28 protein-coding genes are annotated in these 18,172 nt (G+C 70.7%); 1 reads left to right on the forward strand and 27 read right to left on the reverse strand.

Annotated elements, in window-relative coordinates; translation table 11 throughout:
- Positions 1–3 precede the first annotated feature (3 nt).
- The 8 genes from GNZ18_RS33185 to GNZ18_RS33215 form a co-directional block, all read right to left on the reverse strand.
- Complete coding sequence (locus tag GNZ18_RS33185) at positions 4–1,686, reverse strand: phage protease (RefSeq protein ID WP_156220585.1); 1,683 nt, start codon at positions 1,684–1,686, stop codon at positions 4–6.
- The gene (locus GNZ18_RS33190; RefSeq protein WP_156220586.1) at positions 1,683–4,061 is read right to left on the reverse strand and encodes a phage portal protein family protein; all 2,379 of its coding nucleotides are present in this window, start codon (positions 4,059–4,061) and stop codon (positions 1,683–1,685) included. Before GNZ18_RS33190 ends, GNZ18_RS33185 begins: the two co-directional genes overlap by 4 nt.
- 109 nt (positions 4,062–4,170) lie before the next feature.
- Complete coding sequence (terL, locus tag GNZ18_RS33195; RefSeq protein WP_173390956.1) at positions 4,171–5,802, reverse strand: phage terminase large subunit; 1,632 nt, start codon at positions 5,800–5,802, stop codon at positions 4,171–4,173.
- Positions 5,799–6,128: a hypothetical protein gene (locus GNZ18_RS40975; RefSeq protein ID WP_173390957.1), complete on the reverse strand. Its 330-nt coding sequence runs from the start codon at positions 6,126–6,128 to the stop codon at positions 5,799–5,801. The genes terL and GNZ18_RS40975 overlap by 4 nt, the downstream gene beginning before the upstream one ends.
- 10 nt (positions 6,129–6,138) lie before the next feature.
- A complete protein-coding gene (locus tag GNZ18_RS33200; RefSeq protein WP_156220588.1) occupies positions 6,139–7,815 on the reverse strand; it encodes a hypothetical protein in 1,677 nt (558 codons plus the stop codon).
- 16 nt (positions 7,816–7,831) lie between these two features.
- Positions 7,832–8,224, reverse strand: a complete 393-nt coding sequence (locus tag GNZ18_RS33205; RefSeq protein ID WP_156220589.1) for a phage tail fiber protein — start codon at positions 8,222–8,224, stop codon at positions 7,832–7,834.
- Positions 8,225–8,227: 3 nt separating this feature from the next.
- A complete protein-coding gene (locus GNZ18_RS33210; protein ID WP_156220590.1) occupies positions 8,228–8,563 on the reverse strand; it encodes a hypothetical protein in 336 nt (111 codons plus the stop codon).
- A 154-nt stretch (positions 8,564–8,717) separates the two neighbouring features.
- Positions 8,718–8,978, reverse strand: a complete 261-nt coding sequence (locus GNZ18_RS33215; RefSeq protein WP_156220591.1) for a hypothetical protein — start codon at positions 8,976–8,978, stop codon at positions 8,718–8,720.
- Between the two features lie 206 nt (positions 8,979–9,184).
- Here GNZ18_RS33215 and GNZ18_RS33220 point away from each other — a divergent pair, with 206 nt between their 5' ends.
- Positions 9,185–9,661 carry a DUF4352 domain-containing protein gene (locus GNZ18_RS33220; protein ID WP_156220592.1) on the forward strand — a complete coding sequence of 159 codons (477 nt, stop codon included), beginning with the start codon at positions 9,185–9,187 and terminating at the stop codon, positions 9,659–9,661.
- Between the two features lie 45 nt (positions 9,662–9,706).
- Here GNZ18_RS33220 and GNZ18_RS33225 read toward each other — a convergent pair whose 3' ends face one another.
- The 19 genes from GNZ18_RS33225 to GNZ18_RS33310 form a co-directional block, all read right to left on the reverse strand.
- Entirely contained in the window at positions 9,707–9,916 is a 210-nt protein-coding gene (locus tag GNZ18_RS33225; RefSeq protein ID WP_156220593.1) for a hypothetical protein, read from the reverse strand.
- The gene (locus GNZ18_RS33230) at positions 9,913–10,161 is read right to left on the reverse strand and encodes a hypothetical protein (protein WP_156220594.1); all 249 of its coding nucleotides are present in this window, start codon (positions 10,159–10,161) and stop codon (positions 9,913–9,915) included. Before GNZ18_RS33230 ends, GNZ18_RS33225 begins: the two co-directional genes overlap by 4 nt.
- Positions 10,162–10,233: 72 nt before the next feature.
- Entirely contained in the window at positions 10,234–11,127 is an 894-nt protein-coding gene (locus tag GNZ18_RS33235; protein WP_156220595.1) for a hypothetical protein, read from the reverse strand.
- Positions 11,124–11,351: a hypothetical protein gene (locus GNZ18_RS33240; RefSeq protein WP_156220596.1), complete on the reverse strand. Its 228-nt coding sequence runs from the start codon at positions 11,349–11,351 to the stop codon at positions 11,124–11,126. Before GNZ18_RS33240 ends, GNZ18_RS33235 begins: the two co-directional genes overlap by 4 nt.
- Entirely contained in the window at positions 11,348–11,692 is a 345-nt protein-coding gene (locus tag GNZ18_RS33245) for a hypothetical protein (protein WP_156220597.1), read from the reverse strand. Before GNZ18_RS33245 ends, GNZ18_RS33240 begins: the two co-directional genes overlap by 4 nt.
- Positions 11,689–11,811 carry a hypothetical protein gene (locus tag GNZ18_RS43390; protein ID WP_281378200.1) on the reverse strand — a complete coding sequence of 41 codons (123 nt, stop codon included), beginning with the start codon at positions 11,809–11,811 and terminating at the stop codon, positions 11,689–11,691. The genes GNZ18_RS33245 and GNZ18_RS43390 overlap by 4 nt, the downstream gene beginning before the upstream one ends.
- Entirely contained in the window at positions 11,804–11,980 is a 177-nt protein-coding gene (locus tag GNZ18_RS33250; RefSeq protein WP_156220598.1) for a hypothetical protein, read from the reverse strand. Before GNZ18_RS33250 ends, GNZ18_RS43390 begins: the two co-directional genes overlap by 8 nt.
- Positions 11,977–12,297, reverse strand: a complete 321-nt coding sequence (locus GNZ18_RS33255; protein ID WP_156220599.1) for a hypothetical protein — start codon at positions 12,295–12,297, stop codon at positions 11,977–11,979. The genes GNZ18_RS33250 and GNZ18_RS33255 overlap by 4 nt, the downstream gene beginning before the upstream one ends.
- On the reverse strand, positions 12,290–12,688 hold the full coding sequence (locus GNZ18_RS33260; protein WP_156220600.1) for a zinc finger domain-containing protein: 399 nt from the start codon (positions 12,686–12,688) through the stop codon (positions 12,290–12,292). The genes GNZ18_RS33255 and GNZ18_RS33260 overlap by 8 nt, the downstream gene beginning before the upstream one ends.
- On the reverse strand, positions 12,681–13,376 hold the full coding sequence (locus GNZ18_RS33265) for a 3'-5' exonuclease family protein (RefSeq protein WP_216651520.1): 696 nt from the start codon (positions 13,374–13,376) through the stop codon (positions 12,681–12,683). The genes GNZ18_RS33260 and GNZ18_RS33265 overlap by 8 nt, the downstream gene beginning before the upstream one ends.
- Positions 13,373–13,888, reverse strand: coding sequence for a DUF433 domain-containing protein (locus GNZ18_RS33270; protein WP_156220601.1), 516 nt, complete (start codon positions 13,886–13,888; stop codon positions 13,373–13,375). Before GNZ18_RS33270 ends, GNZ18_RS33265 begins: the two co-directional genes overlap by 4 nt.
- Entirely contained in the window at positions 13,885–14,562 is a 678-nt protein-coding gene (locus GNZ18_RS33275; protein ID WP_156220602.1) for a hypothetical protein, read from the reverse strand. Before GNZ18_RS33275 ends, GNZ18_RS33270 begins: the two co-directional genes overlap by 4 nt.
- 79 nt (positions 14,563–14,641) lie before the next feature.
- Positions 14,642–15,142, reverse strand: a complete 501-nt coding sequence (locus GNZ18_RS33280; protein ID WP_156220603.1) for a hypothetical protein — start codon at positions 15,140–15,142, stop codon at positions 14,642–14,644.
- Positions 15,143–15,266: 124 nt separating this feature from the next.
- Complete coding sequence (locus GNZ18_RS33285) at positions 15,267–15,572, reverse strand: DUF6221 family protein (RefSeq protein ID WP_156220604.1); 306 nt, start codon at positions 15,570–15,572, stop codon at positions 15,267–15,269.
- Between the two features lie 9 nt (positions 15,573–15,581).
- A complete protein-coding gene (locus tag GNZ18_RS33290) occupies positions 15,582–15,764 on the reverse strand; it encodes a hypothetical protein (protein ID WP_156220605.1) in 183 nt (60 codons plus the stop codon).
- Positions 15,761–15,979, reverse strand: coding sequence for a hypothetical protein (locus tag GNZ18_RS33295; protein WP_156220606.1), 219 nt, complete (start codon positions 15,977–15,979; stop codon positions 15,761–15,763). The genes GNZ18_RS33290 and GNZ18_RS33295 overlap by 4 nt, the downstream gene beginning before the upstream one ends.
- Positions 15,976–16,215, reverse strand: coding sequence for a hypothetical protein (locus GNZ18_RS33300; protein ID WP_156220607.1), 240 nt, complete (start codon positions 16,213–16,215; stop codon positions 15,976–15,978). The genes GNZ18_RS33295 and GNZ18_RS33300 overlap by 4 nt, the downstream gene beginning before the upstream one ends.
- Before the next feature lie 43 nt (positions 16,216–16,258).
- The gene (locus tag GNZ18_RS44130) at positions 16,259–16,960 is read right to left on the reverse strand and encodes an HNH endonuclease (RefSeq protein WP_156220608.1); all 702 of its coding nucleotides are present in this window, start codon (positions 16,958–16,960) and stop codon (positions 16,259–16,261) included.
- Complete coding sequence (locus GNZ18_RS33310) at positions 16,957–18,147, reverse strand: hypothetical protein (RefSeq protein WP_156220609.1); 1,191 nt, start codon at positions 18,145–18,147, stop codon at positions 16,957–16,959. Before GNZ18_RS33310 ends, GNZ18_RS44130 begins: the two co-directional genes overlap by 4 nt.
- Positions 18,148–18,172 lie beyond the last annotated feature (25 nt).

Below are 18,172 nucleotides of genomic sequence, written 5' to 3' on the forward strand. Positions count from 1 at the left end.
GGGTCAGGCTCCCTTCGAGGTGGCGGGGACGGGGCGGGTGAACAGCGAGTCGAACTCGCTGGCGTCGGCCGCCGCGTCGGTTTCGCTACCCGGCGCGCCCGCGTCCTGGACGGGCACCAGGCCGGGCGCCAGCGACGCCAGCGCCTCCTTGGCGCCGGTCTCGTCCTTGTCCCAGTAGCTCTCCCAGTGGGGGCGGCGGACCGGCGGGAACTTCCCGGCCTTGATGGCGTCGTCGAGGGCGCGGTCGCGTGCCTCGCGGCGCTGCTGGGCGCGGGCGGCCACACCTTCCAGGGCCTGCTCGCGGAGTTCGGCGAGAGCGGCCTCGTCGATCGTGACGGTGCCGGGCGCGAGCGTCTCGGCGGGGTCGGTGGCGGGGGCGGCCGGGGCGTCGCCGCCTTCACCCTCGGGGTCGGCCGGGGCCTGGTCCTCGGGGTCGCCGGCGGGCGCCGGTGGGGTGGGCGTGATGCCCTGGGTGGTGAGGGCGGTCCTCACCTCGTCGTCGGTGGCCTCGGGAGAGAGCCCCAGGGCCTGACGGAGCAGAGCCGCATCCATGGGCTCTCCCTCCTGGTTGTGGTTACCCTCGACCGCGGTCGCGGCAGGGGGGTCTGTGTGCGCCTGCTCGGCGGGCGCGGGGTCCGGCTCGGCGCCGTCCGGGTCGGCTGCCTGCGGCTCGGTGGCCGTGTCCTCGGTCGTGTTCTCGGTCGCGTCCTGGCCTTCGGCTGCTGCGGCCGGGCGGTCACTGGGACGCGACTCGGCGCGCGAGGCATACCGCAGCACCGGCGGCCGCGACGACGCGGCAGCGACCGCCGCGACCCCGGCAGGGGCGTCCTCGTACCGCACCACGACCTTGACCGGATCGGCGAAGGTCACAGCATCCTCGCCGTCACCCTCACCGATGGTGACCGGCACCCGCGACAGGCCACCGGTGGAGTCGTCCATCACGATCAGCTGCAGGTCGGGGCCGAGCTGCATCTCACAAATCCAGACGTCCCAGCCCGAGCCGTACTCGGAGCTGTAGAACGCGCGGCGGACGTCATCGGTGGAGACGCCCGCCCGGACTGTGGCGGGGTTGGGGTTGGGCACGGCGTCCTCCCGGGCGGCGTGGGTAGTGGACGAGGCGGCGGCGCGGATCGTCACGGCGACCGGCACCCCGGCTCCGGCCGGATCAGTAGCGGCGGCGACGTCGTACAGCGCGGCGACGTCCTGGAGGGACTGCAGCGTCCCGATCCCCGGAGGGACCACGCCGAGCAGCGCGACAGCGGTGATCACGAACGGGTGGGTGTGGCCGAGCTGGCACCGGTGGTCGTACCGGCCCTCAATGGACCGGTCGGGGTAGGCGGACGCCAGGAACTGCCCGTCCATCCAGGCGGGCATCCCGGCGTAGTCCCCGACCAATGTCTGGCCGCCCTCGACGGTGGCCATGTTCGCGATGTAGCCGACGGCGGGTTCGCCGTCCCAGCGCTGCCCGTTCTCGTCAGGGTCGGGCTCAGCGTGGCCGAGCTTGAGGACCGGGCGACGGACGGCCGGGCAGTCGAGGGCGGCGACAGCGGCGGCGAGGTCCCCGGCGGTGAAGTTGGCGATGCCGGTGGAGATCGGCCACTGCCCGACGTGCATGAGCTCCACGTTGGGGACCGTGACGAGCGCGGGCGGCACGGTCACCGTGACCTCGGGCGCCGGGTCGGTCATGAGTCCGGCCAGACCGCGACAAGCACGCCGCGGCACCGCAGGCGGCCGAGACATTCGATGTAGCCGCCCGCCGCGTAGGCGGCGCCTGCCGCCTCACGGGAGTCGAACTCTGTGCCATCGATCTCGACGCAGTTCTTGCAGGTGCCGGTGTCCAGGACTTCCGACGCGACGTAGGTGGCCTCACCGGCGTCCATGAGGGTGGCCCAGCGGCCGTGCGCCTGGGCGGCCCACAGCGCCCCGCCGAGCTGCTCACGCGGCCACGCATCCGTCAGCCCCTCCATATGGGAGCGGACCAGCCCGGCGACGTCCTCGCCCGACGCGCCGGGAGTCCAAACGCGTAGGGCTTCCCGCCCGGCCGCGTCCGCCGTGGCAGAACCCATCAGCGCGGCGATGGTGTCGGCCAGCGCACGGAGTGCGTCCTCGTCCAGTTCGGGCGTGGCCAGGTCGACACCTTGGGACGCGGCCTCGGCCACGACCTGCCCGGCGCCGGTCGAGGCCATCGCCAGCAGGGCGGGCGCCAGGACCTCGGCCGCGGCGGAGGTGTCGAGGGTGAGCGCAGCGAGCTGCGCCGTCTCCGCCGCCACGACGGCGGCAGCGACCTGTTCGACGAGCGCGTCGGTCTGCGCGGCCTGCACCGCCGCCCACGCGGCGAGGAGATCCTCCAGCGCGGCGTCGTGGTCGGAGGCGATCTGGTCGGGGTCCATCCCGGCGGCGGCCTCGACGGTGGTGAGCTGCCGATGCCCGGCTGCGCTGTCACCCGCCGCCCGAACATCGCCGCGCCGCGCCGTGCGCCTGCGGGGGCTGGCGCCGCGCGGCTGAGCGGCGGCTCGCGCGGGCGGCGCAGGCGGCGCGGCGCCGGCGTCGGGGAGCCTGGCGCCGGCGCCCTGCGGAAGGGCAGGCAGGCCGAGCCGCGCGCGGCGCTCATCGACGGTCAAAAACGCTTCGCCGCGCGCGGTCGCCGCCGCGCGTGCCTGCACCTGCGGCGCCGTCGGCGCGGTCTCGGTGTCGGGTGGCGGCGCGTACCGCAGGTTGCTCGGCGTCGGAAGCTGGGCCCCCGCACCGCCTGGCAGCGGCGGCAGATTGATCTGCGCGCGGCGCTCGTCCACCGTGAGGATGCCGTAATCCAGGTCGTAGGCGTACGACCGCTCCGCCGTGGCGATGTCGTCCCGCTTGCGCTTGGGCAGCCGGTAGGTGCCGCGCAGGTACGCCTCCAGGTCGTCGTCGGGGTGGATGACCCCCGAGGACACCAGCCCCTGAAGGGCCTCGGCCGTGAGGTCGTGGCGGCGGCCCACGTCGGTGCACACGACCCTCGGCGCCGGCTCGTCCTCACCCCAATTCACGTCAACGAGGTCGGTGACGATCCCGGTCAGGCCGGGCTGCCCGGAGGTGGCGACGTCGGCGACCTCGTCCGCGACCGCCTGCAGCGACAGCAGGAACTGGTCGATGAACGATTCGCCCAGCGCGCGGCTTCCGGTCTGGGTCTGGCCGAGGTCGAGGAACCCCGCCAGGGCGAGGGTGGACATCTGCTGGTCGAGGTAGCGGACGAACTCGACGGTGTCCGGGACTGATCCGCTGAGGCCGGTGAGATTGACCTTGAAACCGTGCGGGACACCGACCCCGGCCTGGTCTCCGACTCGCATCGAGGACGCGAGCCGCTGCGCCTCCTGCACCTGCGCGGGCGTCGCGCCCGTGGGGGCCTCGACGTTCGGGACACCCATCCCGAACCGCCGGTTCGATGTGGCGTGCACACGCCACATCTCGTGTTTCAGCAGCCAAGGCCCGTAGGCGGCGCGGAGCAGAGACCGGCCGGTCCAGGTGGCGCCCTCCCGGTCATGCGCGTACCACACCAGCCGGTTCGCGGTCATTGGTGTCGTCCACGCCAGGTCCTGGGTGACGCTTTGGATGGTGCCGTCGCGGTTCAGGTTGATCATCGCGAGCGTCCACGGCATCCGCTCGCCCAGGTTGATCAGCCGTGCGAGGCCGCCGCGGATCTCGTAGCGGCGCTCGAACACGGCGTGGCCGTAGACCAGGGACAGCAGGGCGAGGCGGAGATGCTCGGCCCAGGACACACCACGGCGGCGCGCCGGGCCAGGCACGGCGTCGGCGCCGAGGATCGGCACGCCGAGGTCGTCAGCCACGACCTGGACGACCTCGTCGCGGCACCCGGCGGGATCGATGGCCCAGGTCGCGCGGCGGATCGGCAACGAGTAGGCCTTGAGAATCGCCGTGAGCTTGGGGTCGTGGCGCATCCGGGAGTACATCCGAACGCTGAGGGGCCAGGCCAGGTCGGGGACGAACTCGTTGACGTCGACCCACTGCGCGCCGACGACGTCGGCGAAGTCGATCGTTCCGAGGTCCTTCGTGGGTGGCGCCATGCATTCACCCCCTGACCTGCGTGTTTAGTTTTGTTCTGCGGCGCAGTGACGGCGGGATGCCCCGACCTCCCTTGCCCAGGGAGGTCAGGCGGTGATCGAGCTCAAGCGGTCACCAGTCCATCGACATGTAGTCGCCGGTGCGCGGCTCCGCCCCTGTGGAAGCCGTGTACGCCTGCCCGATCGCGCCGTCGTCCGCAGGTCCTGCTGTGCGGCGCTGGTCGACCTGGTCGGCGGTCTCCTGCGGCAGCCAGTGCGCCGCGACCACCCGCGCCGCATAGGAGAGGGTGTCGACCTGGTCGTCGTGTGCCGCAGATGGAAACGCAGCCAACTCGTCGCACCACTCGTCCAGCCAGTCCGCTTCAGCCGGGAACCACACCCGGCCCGCCTTCAACCGGGACGTCGCCGGGACCGCGCGGGTGACCTTGTCGGTGTCCGCCGCTACCGGCTCAACCGGCAGTCCGGCCTTCGTCGCGTCGATCACCATCGTGGAGCTGATGAACGACTTCTCCACGAATACCGTGGCCAGCGCCCACCGAGAGACCAGAGGCCGGGCCAGGTCCCAGTGGTCCTCCTCGACCACGCGCTTCCGGGCGCGGTCCAAAAGGATCAGGTCACCGTCCGGGCTGATCGCCCACGCCGACACAACCGTGTAGTCCGCCGACCGCTTCGTGGACGCGGCCAGATCGACCGTGGCCAATCGCCAGCAGTCATCCAGGAATACCGGCCGGCTGTCGAGGTCGACACGCCGACCATCGGCCGTGCCGTGCCTGCTCAGGTCGGCTGGCATCGGGTTCCAGTACCGGAAAGTCGAACGGCGGAACATGTTGCCTTCGGCGGCGACCGGGGTCTGCTGGTAGATGCTCCGCCACACGTACGGGGAGCGCACCTCTTGCAGCCCGTGGAAGTAGCCGGGCTTGCGGTCCTGGACGGAGACGAGTTCCTCGCCTGGGGCGCGGCCGAGCGGATCAACGCCGTCGGCAACCCACACCGTCTTCGCTCGGCCGTCAGCGCCCTTGATCTGGACGCCCTTGCCCGCGACCGCCGGGATCGACACGACCCGCCACCGACCCGGCTCGCGTGTCACCAGCCGCCCAGCAAGGTCGTCGCAGTGCCAGCGCGTCATCATCAAGCACACCTTGAAGCGCGACGATCCTCGGGTTGAGCCGTTGGACTCCCACCAGTCCCAGGCGGCATCGCGGTAGGTCGCGGACTCTGCTTCGGCTCGACCGCGGAACGGGTCGTCAATGATCAGCACATCGACTTTTTCGCCGGTGATCCCGCCCGCGATCCCGGCGCATATGACGCCGCCGCCATCTTCGGTCTCCCAGTACCCGGCCGCCCGGGTGTCTTTCCTCAGCCGGATCCCGAGCTGCGGGTTGTCAGCCGCGTCACGGCGGATGGCCTTGCCCCAGCGGAGCGCCTTGTTGTCGTTGTAGGAGACGATCCCGATGCGCAAGGTCTTGTCGTGCGCGAGAAGCCAGAGCGGAAACCTTCTGGATACTCTCTGTGATTTCCCCTCTTGAGGGGGGCAGTAGAGCTGGAGGCGGTCGGTGTCGCCGTCGGCGAGCTCGACCAGCTCGCGGTCGATGAGGTCGAGCGCGGCGGTCTGCCGGGTGGCGCGGTCGATCGCGCGGGCGAGCTGCCCGGGTGTCGACCACCGGCGGCCTCGGGGCGGGGGTGGCGGCTCGAAGTGCGCCAGGATCGCTGCGGCGACACCTTGGACGGGGTCGAGGACGGTCATGTGTCCTGCACCCACAGGACGCCGTAGAGGGCGGTCTTGTGCTGGCCTGATCGCGTCGCGGTCAGCTTCCACCAGCGCGCGCCGGCCGTCGCGACCGCGGAGGCGGGGACGTCCGCCTCGCATTCCCCGGCGGCCGCGTCGGTGACGGCCGCGGTGAGGGTGACCACGGTGGCGTCTTCGTCGTCGGTGTCCTTCGACGGTTTGATCAGCATCCGCACCGCCGCGCCGGCCAGGTTCGCCGGGGCCTGGGCGTCGTCGTCGGTGACGGTGAACGCGAAGCTCTGGTCGTCGCCCTGGACCAGGGTCAGTTCGAGGTAGACCGCCACGCCGTCCTCCTCACCGCAGGTGTCCGGACAGGGCGCCGCGCACCGTCGCGGTCCCGCTGAGCTGGCCGGCGACGCGGGCGGTCCCGGCGAGGTCGGGCAGGGGCGGCACCCCGGGCAGGTGGGCGCTGACGGTGTCGGTCAGGGTGATCGTGTCGCTGGCCGGCCTGGTGAGGTGCCCTCCGGCGGACAGCAGGTCGGGCAGGGCTAGGAGGTCGGTGGCCGCTCGGGTGAGGTCGCTGGTCCGGGTCGGCGCGTCGGTGGTGGTGATGCTGTCGCCGGAGCCGCGGGCGGTGGCGGTGGAGCCGGCCACCGCGTCGAGGAGCGTCGCGGTGTCGGCCGCGGCGGCACCGCGCCCGGATGTGGGGGTGGCGGTGTCGCCGGCGGTGACCGTGTCGCTGCCGTCGCGTCCCTGGGCGCTGGCCGGGGAGGCGAGGTCGGTGGCGGTGAGGGTGTCGCCGGTCGGGCGCTGGTAGGTGACCTGGAGGTCGGTGGTGTCGGCTGCGGTGAGGGTGTCGGTCGCGGTCGCGCCCCGGCCGGTGCCGGCGGTGGCTTGGTCTGCCGTGGTTGTGGTGTCGCTGCTGGCGCGCGCCGCGGCGAGAGCACCGGCGGCGGTGTCGGCTGCGGCGGCGGAATCGGTGGCTGCACGTCCTGATGCGGTGGCCGCTGCGGCGGCGTCGGCGCCAGTGAGGTTGTCGCTGGCGATGAGGGTCGAGATCGTTGTCCGGGTAGCGGCGTCGGCGGTGGTCGCGGTGTCGGCCGCCGGGCGGGCGAGGACGACGGCCGCGGCGCAGCCGTCGGAAAGGTTGGCCGTGTCGCCGGTGGCGCGGGGGGCGGTGGCCTGCCGGGCGGAACTGTCGGCGACGGTCAAGGCGTCGGCGGCTGCCCTGGGCGCGGCGGCCGTGCGCGCGGCGGCGTCGGCGAGCGCCGCGGTATCGGTGGCCGCGCGGGCGGTTTGGACGGTGCGGGCAGGGCTGTCGGCCAGGGTGGCGGAGTCGGTGGCGGATCGGCTGGACGACCCGCCCCCTCCGGCGGCGAGGATGGCCAGGGACCAGGTGGTGACGCCGGACGAGGCGACGTTGCCGACCAGGTCTGGTGGGGTGACCGGGGTGCCGGAGGGGTTGGTGGCGGCGAGGCCGTCATCGGCGATGCCGGTGATGGTGCCGCCGGAGCCGAGCGCGAGGCTGTCGGAGTCGACGCGTTTGGTCCACCCGCTGGTGGTGATGGCGGTGGACCCGGTGGACTGCCGTTCGCCGATCATGGAGGCGATCGCGCATCCGGCGGCCGTCGGGGTGACGGCGGGGCACGGGTGGCTGGTGACGGCGGACGCGCCCTCGTTGCGGCTGGTGATGGCGTTGACCGGGGTGGTGTTGTCGACGCCCCGGTAGACCGTCACGGAGAAGGTCTGCCGGTTGGTGCCGTTCATGGTCCCGGAGATGTTGCCGGACTCGCTGCCGGTGCAGACGCGGTAGTAGACGCGGGTGCGTAGCGACCCTTGGGAGGAGACGACCGCTGCGGCGGCGGCCGTCCAGCCGGATGGGTCGCTGGTGACGGTGTTGCCCGACGACTGCGACCAGATGAGCAGGGCCACGTCCCCGGACGCGGGCGTCGCCGACAGCGACGACCAGGCGAGGTTCAGGGTGGCGACATTCCCGCCGGCACTGCCGCCCCCGACGTAGGAGATCGCCACGGTCGCAGGTAGGGCGCTAGCTCGCGGTGATCGTCTCGGTGATCGTCAGCGCGTCGCCGGACGCCGAGAGCGTGGCGGTGGCCGACAGCAGCGTCTCGTACACCATGGTCCCGGAGCTGCTGGCGTTGAACACACCGATCTTCGCCACCGTCACCGGAAGTGAATCCGAGCCGTTCGCGGTGAACGTCTTGGTCAGCGTGGCGGTGGCCTGACCGTTGGTGTGGGCGTAGGTCGCCTGCGCCCGGATCAGGCCGCCGCTCGCGGTGGTGATCTCCCCGGTGAGGGTGGTGTCGGAGGCGGAGGGGGCGGTGGAGTTCGCGGTCAGCGCGATGTAGTTCGCGGCGGCGGGTTGGGTGCTGGTGGTGAAGCAGGCCGCGAGGACGTGGTCGCGGCCGCCGTTGGTGAGCACCGGTCAGACCTCCTCAGCCTCGGCGCCGGCGTCGGCGGCGGCGGGCTGGTCGGGTTCGGGGTCGCGGACCTCGCAGCCGTAATGCGCGGCCAGCAGTTGCGCGAGCGCCGGGTCGGTGGACGCGACCCACGCGGGGGCGCTGTCGGAGTGGTAGGCCCACACGCCGCGGGGCGCGGTGATCGTGGCGAAGATCTCGGCCATCGAGGTTCCGGCGGGGGGCTGCACGGTGGTGCAGCGGTTCCCGGGCAGGGGGGTGCGGGTCTCGCGGCCGTGGTCGTCGTGGGTGACTTCGACGGCGTCGCGGTTGCCGAGGTAGACGGTGGTCTGCTCGTCGGGCATGGGGTTCCTCGCAGGCGGTCGGTGGTGCTGGGCGGCCGACGGCAGCAGACCGGGGTGGCCGTGTCTCCGGGGGGAAGGAGAAAGGCCCGGGAGCCGGTGGCTCGACCTGGGCCTTGGGGGTGTGGCGACAGAGCACCACATTGAGGAGAGGGTCTCACAAATAGTGATCGGTGAACAAGCTGGCGGGGTGTGTCTTGCGAGGTCGTCCGCGTTTGGTGGCGTGGGTGTCGGCTTCGGTTTGCAGTGCGTCACCGAAGCGGATGAGGAGTTGGCCGCGGTCGTTGCGGCCGCGTGGGGTGATCTTGTTGCGGCGGACCCATTGGTCGATGGCGCCGTAGGAGACCTGGCCGTCGAAGAAGGTGACGAGTTCGGGGATGGTGAGGAGCGCGTCGCGGTTGAGGTCGGTGCCGCTCATGGGCTCAGGGTAGATCTTCGCCCCGGGTGTGACCGGCGGTGATGCCGCGTCGGGGTTTTCCCGGATGGGTGTCCGTGGTTCCACGGTGGCCGGATGGTGACAGCCGAGTAGTAGCCGTGAACGCGCTGTGAACGTGCCGCGTCCTACCCCTACCGTTTCGACCGCCCCCCGCCGAGGCTCGGATCACGACAGAAGGAAACCCTCACATGCGCCTCACGATCATCCTGCCCGTCGCCGCCGCTCTGGTGTTCGGTGCGACCGCGTGCGACCCGGCCGCGCAGGACCCGGTCGCCGTGCAGTCCACCGAGTCGGGCAAGGGCGCCACCGGGAAGGGCAAGCCGAAGAGCGCGGTGCCGATCAAGCTGGTCGCCAAGCGCGCGACCGCGACGAAGAGCGTGCTGTCGAGCGGTGGTGCGCTGACGTGCGTGAAGGTGACGGTGACGAACCAGGGGAAGAAGCAGCTGGAGGTCAACCCGCTGTACTTCTCGATCACCGACACCGGCGGCACCAAGCACTCGACCGATCAGGTGATGGGCGAGTACGAGAACGCGATCGACACCACGCAGTTGGCGCCGGGTGAGAAGGCGACGGGGATGGTGTGTGGGAAGGGCCGGTTCACGCCGAAGACGGTGGCGATGACGAACGCGTTGTTCTCCGAGGCCGCGCGGGCGCAGGTCGCCTGACGCTGACGTTCGGATGGCGGGGTGTCTCCGCGCGGGCGCCCCGCCTCAGGTCTTCGCCGCCGTCTCGTTGGCCAGATCCGCGAGCCTCTGCGCGGCGGCTCCGATGTCGCGGACGACCCAGGCGGGCAGGGAGTCCAGCGCGAGCCGGGCGCGTTCCTCCAGCGGTAGGGCTTCCGGTGTGCCGCGCATCGCGTCGTTGAACACGGAGATCAGCCCGGTCACGCGCGGGATGTCGAGCCCGAGCCGCACGCTCACGCGTTCGACCACTCGGTGTGAACGGCGGCGACCTCGCTCACGTCGAGGTACTCGATCGCGGCGTTGGCGCGGGCGGTGGCCTGCCACTTGATGCCCACGAGGCCACCGAGACGGTTGTGCTGGATCCGGTACTCGTCGACATCCGCGCGGATCTGAGCGCCGCTCTTCAGCGTGACGACCATGATGATCGGACCAGCGTCCGACCTGGTGTCGCTGGTCGTTTCGGTACGGGTCGTCTCTGCCATGTCGATCCCTTCAGAACGGCCAGCCTTCGGCGCCTCGCACGCTCGCGGGAGGCGTCTGCTCATGGTGCTCCGCTAGGACGCGGCGCGCGCGGCGATCGTCTCGTCCACCACATCGAACCCGGCCACGCTGACGACGTCGTCCTGGTACTCGTCCTCGTTCATCAACCGGCCGCAGTTGCGGCATTCGATGTGTCCGTCGTCGCGGGTCTGGAGGACGTTGACCCACGTGCAGCGCGGGCACCGTCCGGGACGGCGGCGGACGACTGGGTCGGACTTCGTCGCGCGGAGCAGCCGTGCCTGCCATGCCAGAATCCCGCGCCCGAACCGGGGTGAGCCGGGGTTGTCGAGGATCCTGTCGGCCTGCTCCAGGAGGTAGGCGAGGGTGCGCTGGCGGGCGTCGCCGCCGCGGGAGCGGCCGGGGCGGGGCGGGTGCCCGGCGTGCTCGCGCCATTGCCGTTCGACGTCGGCGAGCATTCCGTAGAGGGCGTCGAGCATGTCGGTGATGGGCGAGGGGGACGGCGCGGTGGTGCGGCGGGTGGGGATGTGCTCGCCGGATGCGGCGCCGCGGTGTCCGTCCGCCCACGCCTCCAGTGTCGCGGCGAGGTCCCCGATCTCGACGAGCGCGGCGCGGATCCGTCGGCGGCACCTGGGGCACCACACGTTCGCGCCGCTGGCGGTGACGGCCTCGCCCGCGGTGAACGGCACCTCGGGTTCGTCGGGCGGGTCGGGGAGGCGGCCGGGTTCCTCGGGGAGGACGATCGCGAAGAGCGCATCGTAGGCGTCGGGCGCTAGATCCTCGTCCTCGGGGACGTCGGCGAGGAGCTGCGCGGCGGTGCCGGACAGGGCGGCGCAGGTGCTCCGCCAGGCGGTGTGCGCGGTCGTGTACGCCGCCCACGCGTCACGGTAGCGGCGGTTGCAGGCGCCGGGGCAGGCGTCTTCGGACGGCCCGATCGTGTTCACCATCATCCGCCTTCCGTGAAAAGCCTCGCGAGCATGAGCTGGTGGAGCGTGATCGCCATCTGTTCGGCGGCGGCGGTGGACCAGCCGTCGCGCTGGAGCTGGTCGCGGTAGCCGCGGACGGTCTCGTCGAGGGGGCCGAGGGCTTCACGGATGTCTGCCAGACCCCCGGCGAGCATGTTCGCTGCGTCGTTGACGTCTGGTGGTTCGGGCTGCTTGCGGGTTGCTCTCATCGGAGGCCCAGCTCCCGTTCGAGCTCGGCGATGCGCCGGTCGCGGTCGGTGACTTGTCGCCGGAGCTCGGTGGGCGAGAGCGGCGCTGTCTTGACCAGCGCGTTGATCGCGACGCGGTAGAGAAGGTATGCGGGCCAGAGCGGCGCGAGCCCGACGCCGGCGATGGCGGCAGTGCGACGCCAAGACTCGATCTTGCCCGGCTCGTTCATGAGGGACGGCCACCTCTGGCAGCTCTGTTCGACCTCGCGGGCGATGAAGGGGTGGGCGGCGTAGCGCACTCCCAGGGCGAGGTAGACGGCGGTTCCGACGACGGCGGCGAGGACGTGGAGGGCGGTGTTCATAGCGCCCATTTCCAGAGCCAGGCGATGCAGGGCATCGCGGTGAGGACGCCGATGAGCGTGGCCCATTGGATGGCTTGGGCGGTGGCGCGGGTGAGGGCGTCCTTGGGGAGGTCAGCCATGGGGTGGTTCTTTCTCGGGGCCGGTGGGTGTCTCGTCGGGGGTGAGGCCGTCGATGGTGACCGTGCCGAGGTGGACCGGTGGATGGTCAGGGATGCCGTTGTCGTCGCTGGTCCACCACCACGCCTCGCCCTTGCCGAACGTCATGATGGGCCGGTCGTCGTCCGTCACGCTGTCGCCTCGCGCCGGTGGTCGGCGATGATCGGTAGTTCGACGATGACGCCACCGACGGTGCGCGCGTGTTTGTCTGCGCGGTCAGGGGCGTCAAGGTAGGCGCGGACGATGCCGGTGCCGTCCACGACTAGGTGCACCTCTGATTCGGCCTCGTCGTCCTCGCTGAGGTCGAACCCGCTGTTGGTCGCGTAGTCGATGGCCAGTTCGGGGAGCGCGTTGCGGACGGCGTCCAGCATTCTGGCCATGACCTGGTGTGCGTCGTCGTCGGTGATGGCCACAAGCGTCACGGCGACGCGGTGGGTGGTGTCAGGCATGGGGCGTGTCCTCCTTCGGTCCGGGGTCGGGTATCCACCCGATGCCGTCGCACGCCCCGCAGGGTTCGAGTGCGAGGGCGGCGGCGCGGACACGCACCTCGTGCCAGGTGGCCCGCGCGTTCCCGCTCTCGGTGCACGTGGCGCCTGGAGGGGCGGCGCAGACCGGGCACGACACCTCCGCCGGGTCGGCAGGCGTCCGGACGGAGGGCGTCCATCCGGCGCATTCGGCGCAGTTCGGGCAGCGGCGGAGTCGGGTTGCGGCGGCGAGTGGCCGGAGCTTGTGCGCGAGTTCGCGGGGGAGGTCGCTGCTGGTGGCGGTGCAGGGGCGGCCGGGGTCGGCGAGGCAGGCCGGGCACCGCGCGGCGAGCGGATCGGCTCCAGCTTCAGGCATCAGCACGGCCTTCCTCGGCCGGGCGTGGCCCCTGGTCGGCGCCGTGGCCGACGTGGACCTTGGCGAGCAGCTCGCGGACGGGCGCCTTGGTCATCGCGTCGTACTGGGCGCGGACCCAACGGACGTCGCCCATAGCGGTGTGCCGGTCGAACGCGCCCGGGTCGACGCCGAGCGCCCCGGAGAGCAAGTCGGAGTTCCACGGCAGTGCGGTCACGAGGGTCGGCCCCTGGTCGACGACGTCGTGCGGCAGGCCCCGCGCGGCGAGTTGGTCGGCGCACTGCCGGAACACCCCGTGTGCCCAGCCGACCGCCATCGCCTCGACGTCGATCAGGTGGTAGTGCCAGCCGGGCTCCAGCCCGTGGCGGCGCAGCAGGATAGCGATCCGTTCGGTGTCGAAGTTCGGGACGGCGCCCACGATGTGCGGGTGGCCGGACAGGATCTCGGCGATCTCGCGGGCTGCCTTCGCCTGTGGTTTCGCGGCCTCGCCGGGGGCGAATCGTGCCCTGTGGTCGCTCAGGAACGGCTCAGGCAGCGCTGAGCACTTCGCGTAGTCGTGCTGGATGAACATGTGGTGTTCGTGCTCGGTGCCGTCGGGCTCGCGGATGATGGCGGCGAACTCCCAGATGTCGTCGTCTAGGGACAGGCCGGTGGTCTCGGTGTCCACGAAGGCGATGCGGGACTTGGTCATGTTCTCTCCGGTCGTGCGGGCGGGTCGGGGACCTGGTCGTATTCGCCGCGCGCGATGAGCTGGTGTGCGTTCTTGGCCCACGCGGCGAACCGCCGCCGGATGTAGGGGCGCCCGTTCAGGCCAGCCCACCAGCACGCCAGAAGGACCTCGGTGCGGGTGACGCCGTAGTCGAGGGCGACGTCCTCGGGTGCGTCGCCGGCGTGGACGCGGTCGGCGATGGCCGCGCAGGAGATGCCCCGGATCATGGGCTGGCCGGAGCGGACGGCGGGGTCCACGTGGATGACGGGCCTCGGCCAGTCGCAACCCCACGGGGTGGTGGGTGTCGAGGAGTCCCCTTCGAGCATCTCGGCCGCCGCTCGGAGCGCGGAGGCGAGGTGGGCCATCAGCGCGTCCTCGTCGTCCGTGACGGGTGCGACGCTGTCGAGCGCGCCGTCGTCGACGGTCTCGACGGTGAGGAGTTCCTTGATCTCGCCGGAGCCGGCGTCGAGCGTGACGCGGATCTTCGGGCTCATGCTGCGGCCCCGCTGGTGAGGTTGTCCAGCTCGGTTTGGAACGCGGCTTGGGTGATCGTCGCTGCGCGCGCTGCGTCCTCGTCTGACAGCTCCAGGCCGACGATGACCTGCTCTACGACCCGCCCGACGAGCGTGACGTAGGTGGTGCCGACCTGGCGGAAGACGTCCACGATCGTGGCTGTGGCGCCGGCGTCCAAGGCGGCCTTGGAGACCTGCGCGAGGTGGCGGCGTTCCTGCTGGTAGAGGACGATCCACGCGTTCGGGGTGGCCTTCTTCTTCACCTCGCGGTCGGCGCCGATGGTCTCCTCGGTGACGCCCCAGACGATCTGGTCCTCCTCCAGTTCCTGGACGCGGAGCTGGAGGTAGGCGACGGTCGCGGCGGACCGTTGGACCTCTTGGAGGAGGGCGGTGGCGGGGTCGATGTCGAGCGAGCCGCCGAACCGCTCGGCGGCGATGCGGGCTTTCGCGGTGCGCGCGGCGACGCGTGCGTTCCGGACGGATCCACCGTGGAGTTTGCAGTTCCCTACGCCGGGGCCTTCGTCGTTGGTGGCGTGGTCGGTTGCCCAGCCGGCCGGGAGGTGGCAGGCGGTCCCGGAGCCGTCCCTCTTGCGGGCGTGGCAGTGGTTCCGGGTGCAGCCTTCGAGGTCGGGGCCGTCCTCGTTTGGTCTGGCCATGGTCACCCCCTTGGCCCCCATTGTGCCCTGTACGGCGTACGGAGTGGGGGAGTCGGTGGCAGCGACCTTTGCGCCTCGGCTAGGACTTGTTCAGCTTCTTGATCCGTCGCTGGATCGCGCCCTTCTGCGCGCTCATCTTGTCGAACTGCTCGATGGTCCTGATCTCCTCGCCACGCCACGTCGTGTCGATGTCGAGAGCCCAGATGCCATCGAGCGCCTTCTGCCTGATCGCCTCGGAGAAGCGGGTGTTGTTGATGATCTCGGAGAGCTCTTGCAGCCGGCGGTGCCGGTCCGTCTCCTCGACGAGGAGTTGAAGGGCTGGCTCTCGTTCATTCGGTGGGGCCTCGGCGACGCGTTCGGCGGCCTCGATCACCTGCTGCTCTTGTTCGGCGAGCTTCTGTTCCATGCTCATCTCGATGCCTCCCGGGAGGGTGAGGGAGGTCATGCGGGCGAAGACGCTGTCAACGGCGTCCCGGTGTCGCTTGAGGATGAAGATCACGAGGGTGAGTACTGCGAGGGGCCAGGCGAAGGAGCCGATGAGTTTGGCGATGGCCTCGATGAGCTTGATCCAGTTGTCCATCGGGGGGCTGGTCCGTTCGGTTGCTGGTGGGGTTGGACGGGTTGGACGTTGTGGTTGCTGGCGTGGTTCACCGCTTGTTCGGGGGCGTGCCTACGTCGCGTGGGGTCGGCTCGATGGGGTGAGTTCAGCTCGACGGTGGGAGCCAGCGCGGGTCGTAGTCGGCGTGGTCGTCCCAGATCACTGCGAGGTTCTGGAGGACTAGGGCGTAGCCGAGGGCGATGCCGTCGGTGAACTGGGTGCGGGCTTCGAGGGCTTGGGCGTGTGCGGCTCGTGCTTCGCGGGCGATGGCGCGTTTGGCGTTGATGTCGCGGAGGGCCTGGGCGGGGGCGGGGGTTGCGGTTTGGGTGAGGCGGTGTTCTTCGTCGTCCAGGCGCGCTTCGGTGAAGGTGGCGAGGTCCAGGAGGAACGGGGTGGGGTTGAACGTGGTCATGCTGTTGTCCTACTCGGCTTCGGTCCAGGGTCCGTGGAGTTGCCAGCCGTTCTGCTCGGTGGGTTTCTCGGGTTCGCGGTAGACGAGGACGCCGCCGTATTGTTCGGCGGCGGCGCGGGCGAGTTGTTCGGCGTTGGGGCCGGTGATTTGGAAGAGGATCTCACCGTCCACGCGCGCCGCCCAGGTCTTCATTGGTCGTCGTCTCCGGCTTCGTCTGCGCCTCGGTGGGGGTCGTCGGGGTGGCGTTCGGCGCGGAGCATGTACTTCAGGTGGGTCGCCTCGTAGCTGTTGACGATGCTGAGCATCTCGATGTCGGTGAGGTCGTGCTTCTCCTGGAAGTCGATGAGGAGGACGCGGAGGTCGGCGAGGGCGCCCCCGACACGCATGGTGCGTTCGTGGAGTTTCATGGCTGCCACGGTTCCCGTCGGGTTGAGGTGACGTGGGTGGTGGTGATGCGGGTGACGCGGTGCTGGTGTCGGGTGAGGCAGGGGTCGCATACGCGGAGTTCGAGTTCGCCGGTTTCGTCGTAGGTGGAGCTGTAGCCGGGGGCGCCACGGAACGGTGTGGAGTCGCCGTCCGCGAGGTCGTCGCCGCAGGAGAAGCAGGCCGGGGTGGGCTGCTCCGGTTCGGGGTTGGGGGTCATGGCCGCCAGCCTTCCTGCTGGAGCGCGTGCGTGGCGAGATCCATTACACGCCAGCATCCCTCAGGATTCTCCCGACCGTTGCGATGCCGCGTCCGACCTCCCGCGCGATTGCAGGATGGGTGCGTCCTTCCCGACGGAGGGCGACGATCCGGGAACGCTCGTCGTCCGAGAGGCGCGTCTGCCGCAGTCCGCGTGAGCGCCGAGCTTCCTTCTGGCGCCGGTTGCTCCGTTCGTTCTCGCATGTCCGGCAGCGGTGCACCTCACGCCCCTGCTGGTGTACTACCACCAGGTTGTCGCCTTCCTTTGCATGGCCTCTAGGGCAGTGGGTCTTACGCGGAGGTCGGTAGGCGCGGCCGCGAGCGACCGCGTCTCGCACGTTCTCCACGACCGTTCCCGGATAGAGGTGGGCGGGATTGACACAGGGCGGGGTGTCACAGTGATGGAGGATCCATATGCCGTCTGGGATTGGCCCGCGCTCGCGTCGCCATGCTTCTCGATGTGCGAGGTGCTTGCTCTTCCAGCGTCCGTAGCCCTTCGGGTCGGCTTTGCCTGTCCAGAGCCAACATCCGTAGTCGTGCGTCTTCTCGACCTGGCTCCAGAAGTCGTCGACGAACCTGGGGGCGATCTCGCGTTCCTCGACCGGGGTGTGGTCGAGCCAGTAGCGATAGCACCGGCTGCACATCCCGCGCGTTAGCTTTCCGCCTGTGCCACATCCTGGGGTTGAGCAAATACGGTCCTGGGTCATGGTGCTCCGGTGATCGTCTGCTCGTGCATCCGCTCGCGCAGATGCTCGGGCGTGTGGTGGGTGTGCTGGTCGGCTGGTTCAGGTTCCCACCGGCCGGGGAGGGCGGGGGGTCGTTTGGCAAGGCGGGCGGCTTCGGACTCGGCGGCGATCTGGGCGAGGTGCTTCCTCGCGGCGGCGATGGTTTGGGCGACGGAGGGGCGGGGCCCGTCATGTTCGGGTTGCCGGTCGGGCGTGGCGGCGGCGAGCGCTTCGGCGACCGAGCGGCTGTCGGGCAGCGCGGGCCCGGTCGGGGTGCGGTCGTCGTACGGGTCGTCGTCGTCGTCCGGCGCGGTCGTGGTGGCGGTCGAGTGGAGCTGGACGGCCTCGACGATGTCGAGCAGATCGGTTTTGGGTGACCCGTCGGGGTGGACGGTCATCGACTCCATGTACTTCACGAGGTCCACGACTCGCGTGCCCGCGCGCCCCCGCACGACCTCGATCACGGCGGCGGCTTCCTCGTCGGTCAGTCCGTAGCGCTCGTGAAGCCAGCGGGTGCCTTGCCGGTCTCGCGCGCGCGTCGACTGACTGATCGGTGTATCTGGTCGGTGGACCTGATCGGTGGGCGGACATGCTGCATGTCCGGTTGAGGCGTCAGGATGTCCGGTTGAGGTTCGCGTTTTGTCCGGTTGAGAATCCTCATCCGGACACTCATAGGTGTCCGGATGAGGCGCGGTCTCAACCGGACGTTCTTGGGTGTCCGCTTGAGACGGTTCGGCGGGCAGCGCTTCGGCCGCCATCTCGGGAAGTTCGCAGTCTCCCCACGCGGGCGCCAGGATCTCGGCGAGCCGCGCGAACACTGCGGCCGGGAACGTGGCGATGTAGACGCTGGCGCGGGTCGTGCCGTCGCCGTTGCGGCCGCCGCGCTGCACGCACATCAGCCAACCGCCGGCGATCGCCTGGTCGAGATGCCTGCGCAGCGTCCGCTCCGTACCGCCCCGCGCGAGGACGAACCGGTGATACCCGGGGCGGCCCTGGGTGCCGTCGGGGTTCATGTACAGCGCGAGGACGCACAGGGTGTACCGGACCTTCTCGGGCAGGTCGAGGCCAGCGATGTGCAGTGCCTTCTGCCAGATGAAGACTCCCCGGGCGCCGAGCAGCGCGGCCGGTACGGGTTCCGGCGCCGGAGCGGCACGCGGACTTTCGGGCATGCGAGGGACTCCCCAGGTCGAGGCA

Origin of the sequence: Actinomadura litoris (genome assembly GCF_009733595.1) — a bacterium.
GTDB classification, from domain to species: domain Bacteria; phylum Actinomycetota; class Actinomycetes; order Streptosporangiales; family Streptosporangiaceae; genus Spirillospora; species Spirillospora litoris.

Coding starts and splice junctions, on each gene's coding strand:
- GNZ18_RS33185 (WP_156220585.1), bottom strand. CDS start 1,686: ATGACCGACCCGGCGCCCGAGGTCACGGTGACCGTGCCGCCCGCGCTC.
- GNZ18_RS33190 (WP_156220586.1), bottom strand. CDS start 4,061: ATGGCGCCACCCACGAAGGACCTCGGAACGATCGACTTCGCCGACGTC.
- terL (WP_173390956.1), bottom strand. CDS start 5,802: ATGACCGTCCTCGACCCCGTCCAAGGTGTCGCCGCAGCGATCCTGGCG.
- GNZ18_RS33210 (WP_156220590.1), bottom strand. CDS start 8,563: ATGCCCGACGAGCAGACCACCGTCTACCTCGGCAACCGCGACGCCGTC.
- GNZ18_RS33215 (WP_156220591.1), bottom strand. CDS start 8,978: ATGAGCGGCACCGACCTCAACCGCGACGCGCTCCTCACCATCCCCGAA.
- GNZ18_RS33220 (WP_156220592.1), top strand. CDS start 9,185: ATGCGCCTCACGATCATCCTGCCCGTCGCCGCCGCTCTGGTGTTCGGT.
- GNZ18_RS33230 (WP_156220594.1), bottom strand. CDS start 10,161: ATGGCAGAGACGACCCGTACCGAAACGACCAGCGACACCAGGTCGGAC.
- GNZ18_RS33235 (WP_156220595.1), bottom strand. CDS start 11,127: ATGATGGTGAACACGATCGGGCCGTCCGAAGACGCCTGCCCCGGCGCC.
- GNZ18_RS33240 (WP_156220596.1), bottom strand. CDS start 11,351: ATGAGAGCAACCCGCAAGCAGCCCGAACCACCAGACGTCAACGACGCA.
- GNZ18_RS33245 (WP_156220597.1), bottom strand. CDS start 11,692: ATGAACACCGCCCTCCACGTCCTCGCCGCCGTCGTCGGAACCGCCGTC.
- GNZ18_RS43390 (WP_281378200.1), bottom strand. CDS start 11,811: ATGGCTGACCTCCCCAAGGACGCCCTCACCCGCGCCACCGCCCAAGCC.
- GNZ18_RS33255 (WP_156220599.1), bottom strand. CDS start 12,297: ATGCCTGACACCACCCACCGCGTCGCCGTGACGCTTGTGGCCATCACC.
- GNZ18_RS33260 (WP_156220600.1), bottom strand. CDS start 12,688: ATGCCTGAAGCTGGAGCCGATCCGCTCGCCGCGCGGTGCCCGGCCTGC.
- GNZ18_RS33265 (WP_216651520.1), bottom strand. CDS start 13,376: ATGACCAAGTCCCGCATCGCCTTCGTGGACACCGAGACCACCGGCCTG.
- GNZ18_RS33270 (WP_156220601.1), bottom strand. CDS start 13,888: ATGAGCCCGAAGATCCGCGTCACGCTCGACGCCGGCTCCGGCGAGATC.
- GNZ18_RS33275 (WP_156220602.1), bottom strand. CDS start 14,562: ATGGCCAGACCAAACGAGGACGGCCCCGACCTCGAAGGCTGCACCCGG.
- GNZ18_RS33280 (WP_156220603.1), bottom strand. CDS start 15,142: ATGGACAACTGGATCAAGCTCATCGAGGCCATCGCCAAACTCATCGGC.
- GNZ18_RS33285 (WP_156220604.1), bottom strand. CDS start 15,572: ATGACCACGTTCAACCCCACCCCGTTCCTCCTGGACCTCGCCACCTTC.
- GNZ18_RS33290 (WP_156220605.1), bottom strand. CDS start 15,764: ATGAAGACCTGGGCGGCGCGCGTGGACGGTGAGATCCTCTTCCAAATC.
- GNZ18_RS33295 (WP_156220606.1), bottom strand. CDS start 15,979: ATGAAACTCCACGAACGCACCATGCGTGTCGGGGGCGCCCTCGCCGAC.
- GNZ18_RS33300 (WP_156220607.1), bottom strand. CDS start 16,215: ATGACCCCCAACCCCGAACCGGAGCAGCCCACCCCGGCCTGCTTCTCC.
- GNZ18_RS44130 (WP_156220608.1), bottom strand. CDS start 16,960: ATGACCCAGGACCGTATTTGCTCAACCCCAGGATGTGGCACAGGCGGA.
- GNZ18_RS33310 (WP_156220609.1), bottom strand. CDS start 18,147: ATGCCCGAAAGTCCGCGTGCCGCTCCGGCGCCGGAACCCGTACCGGCC.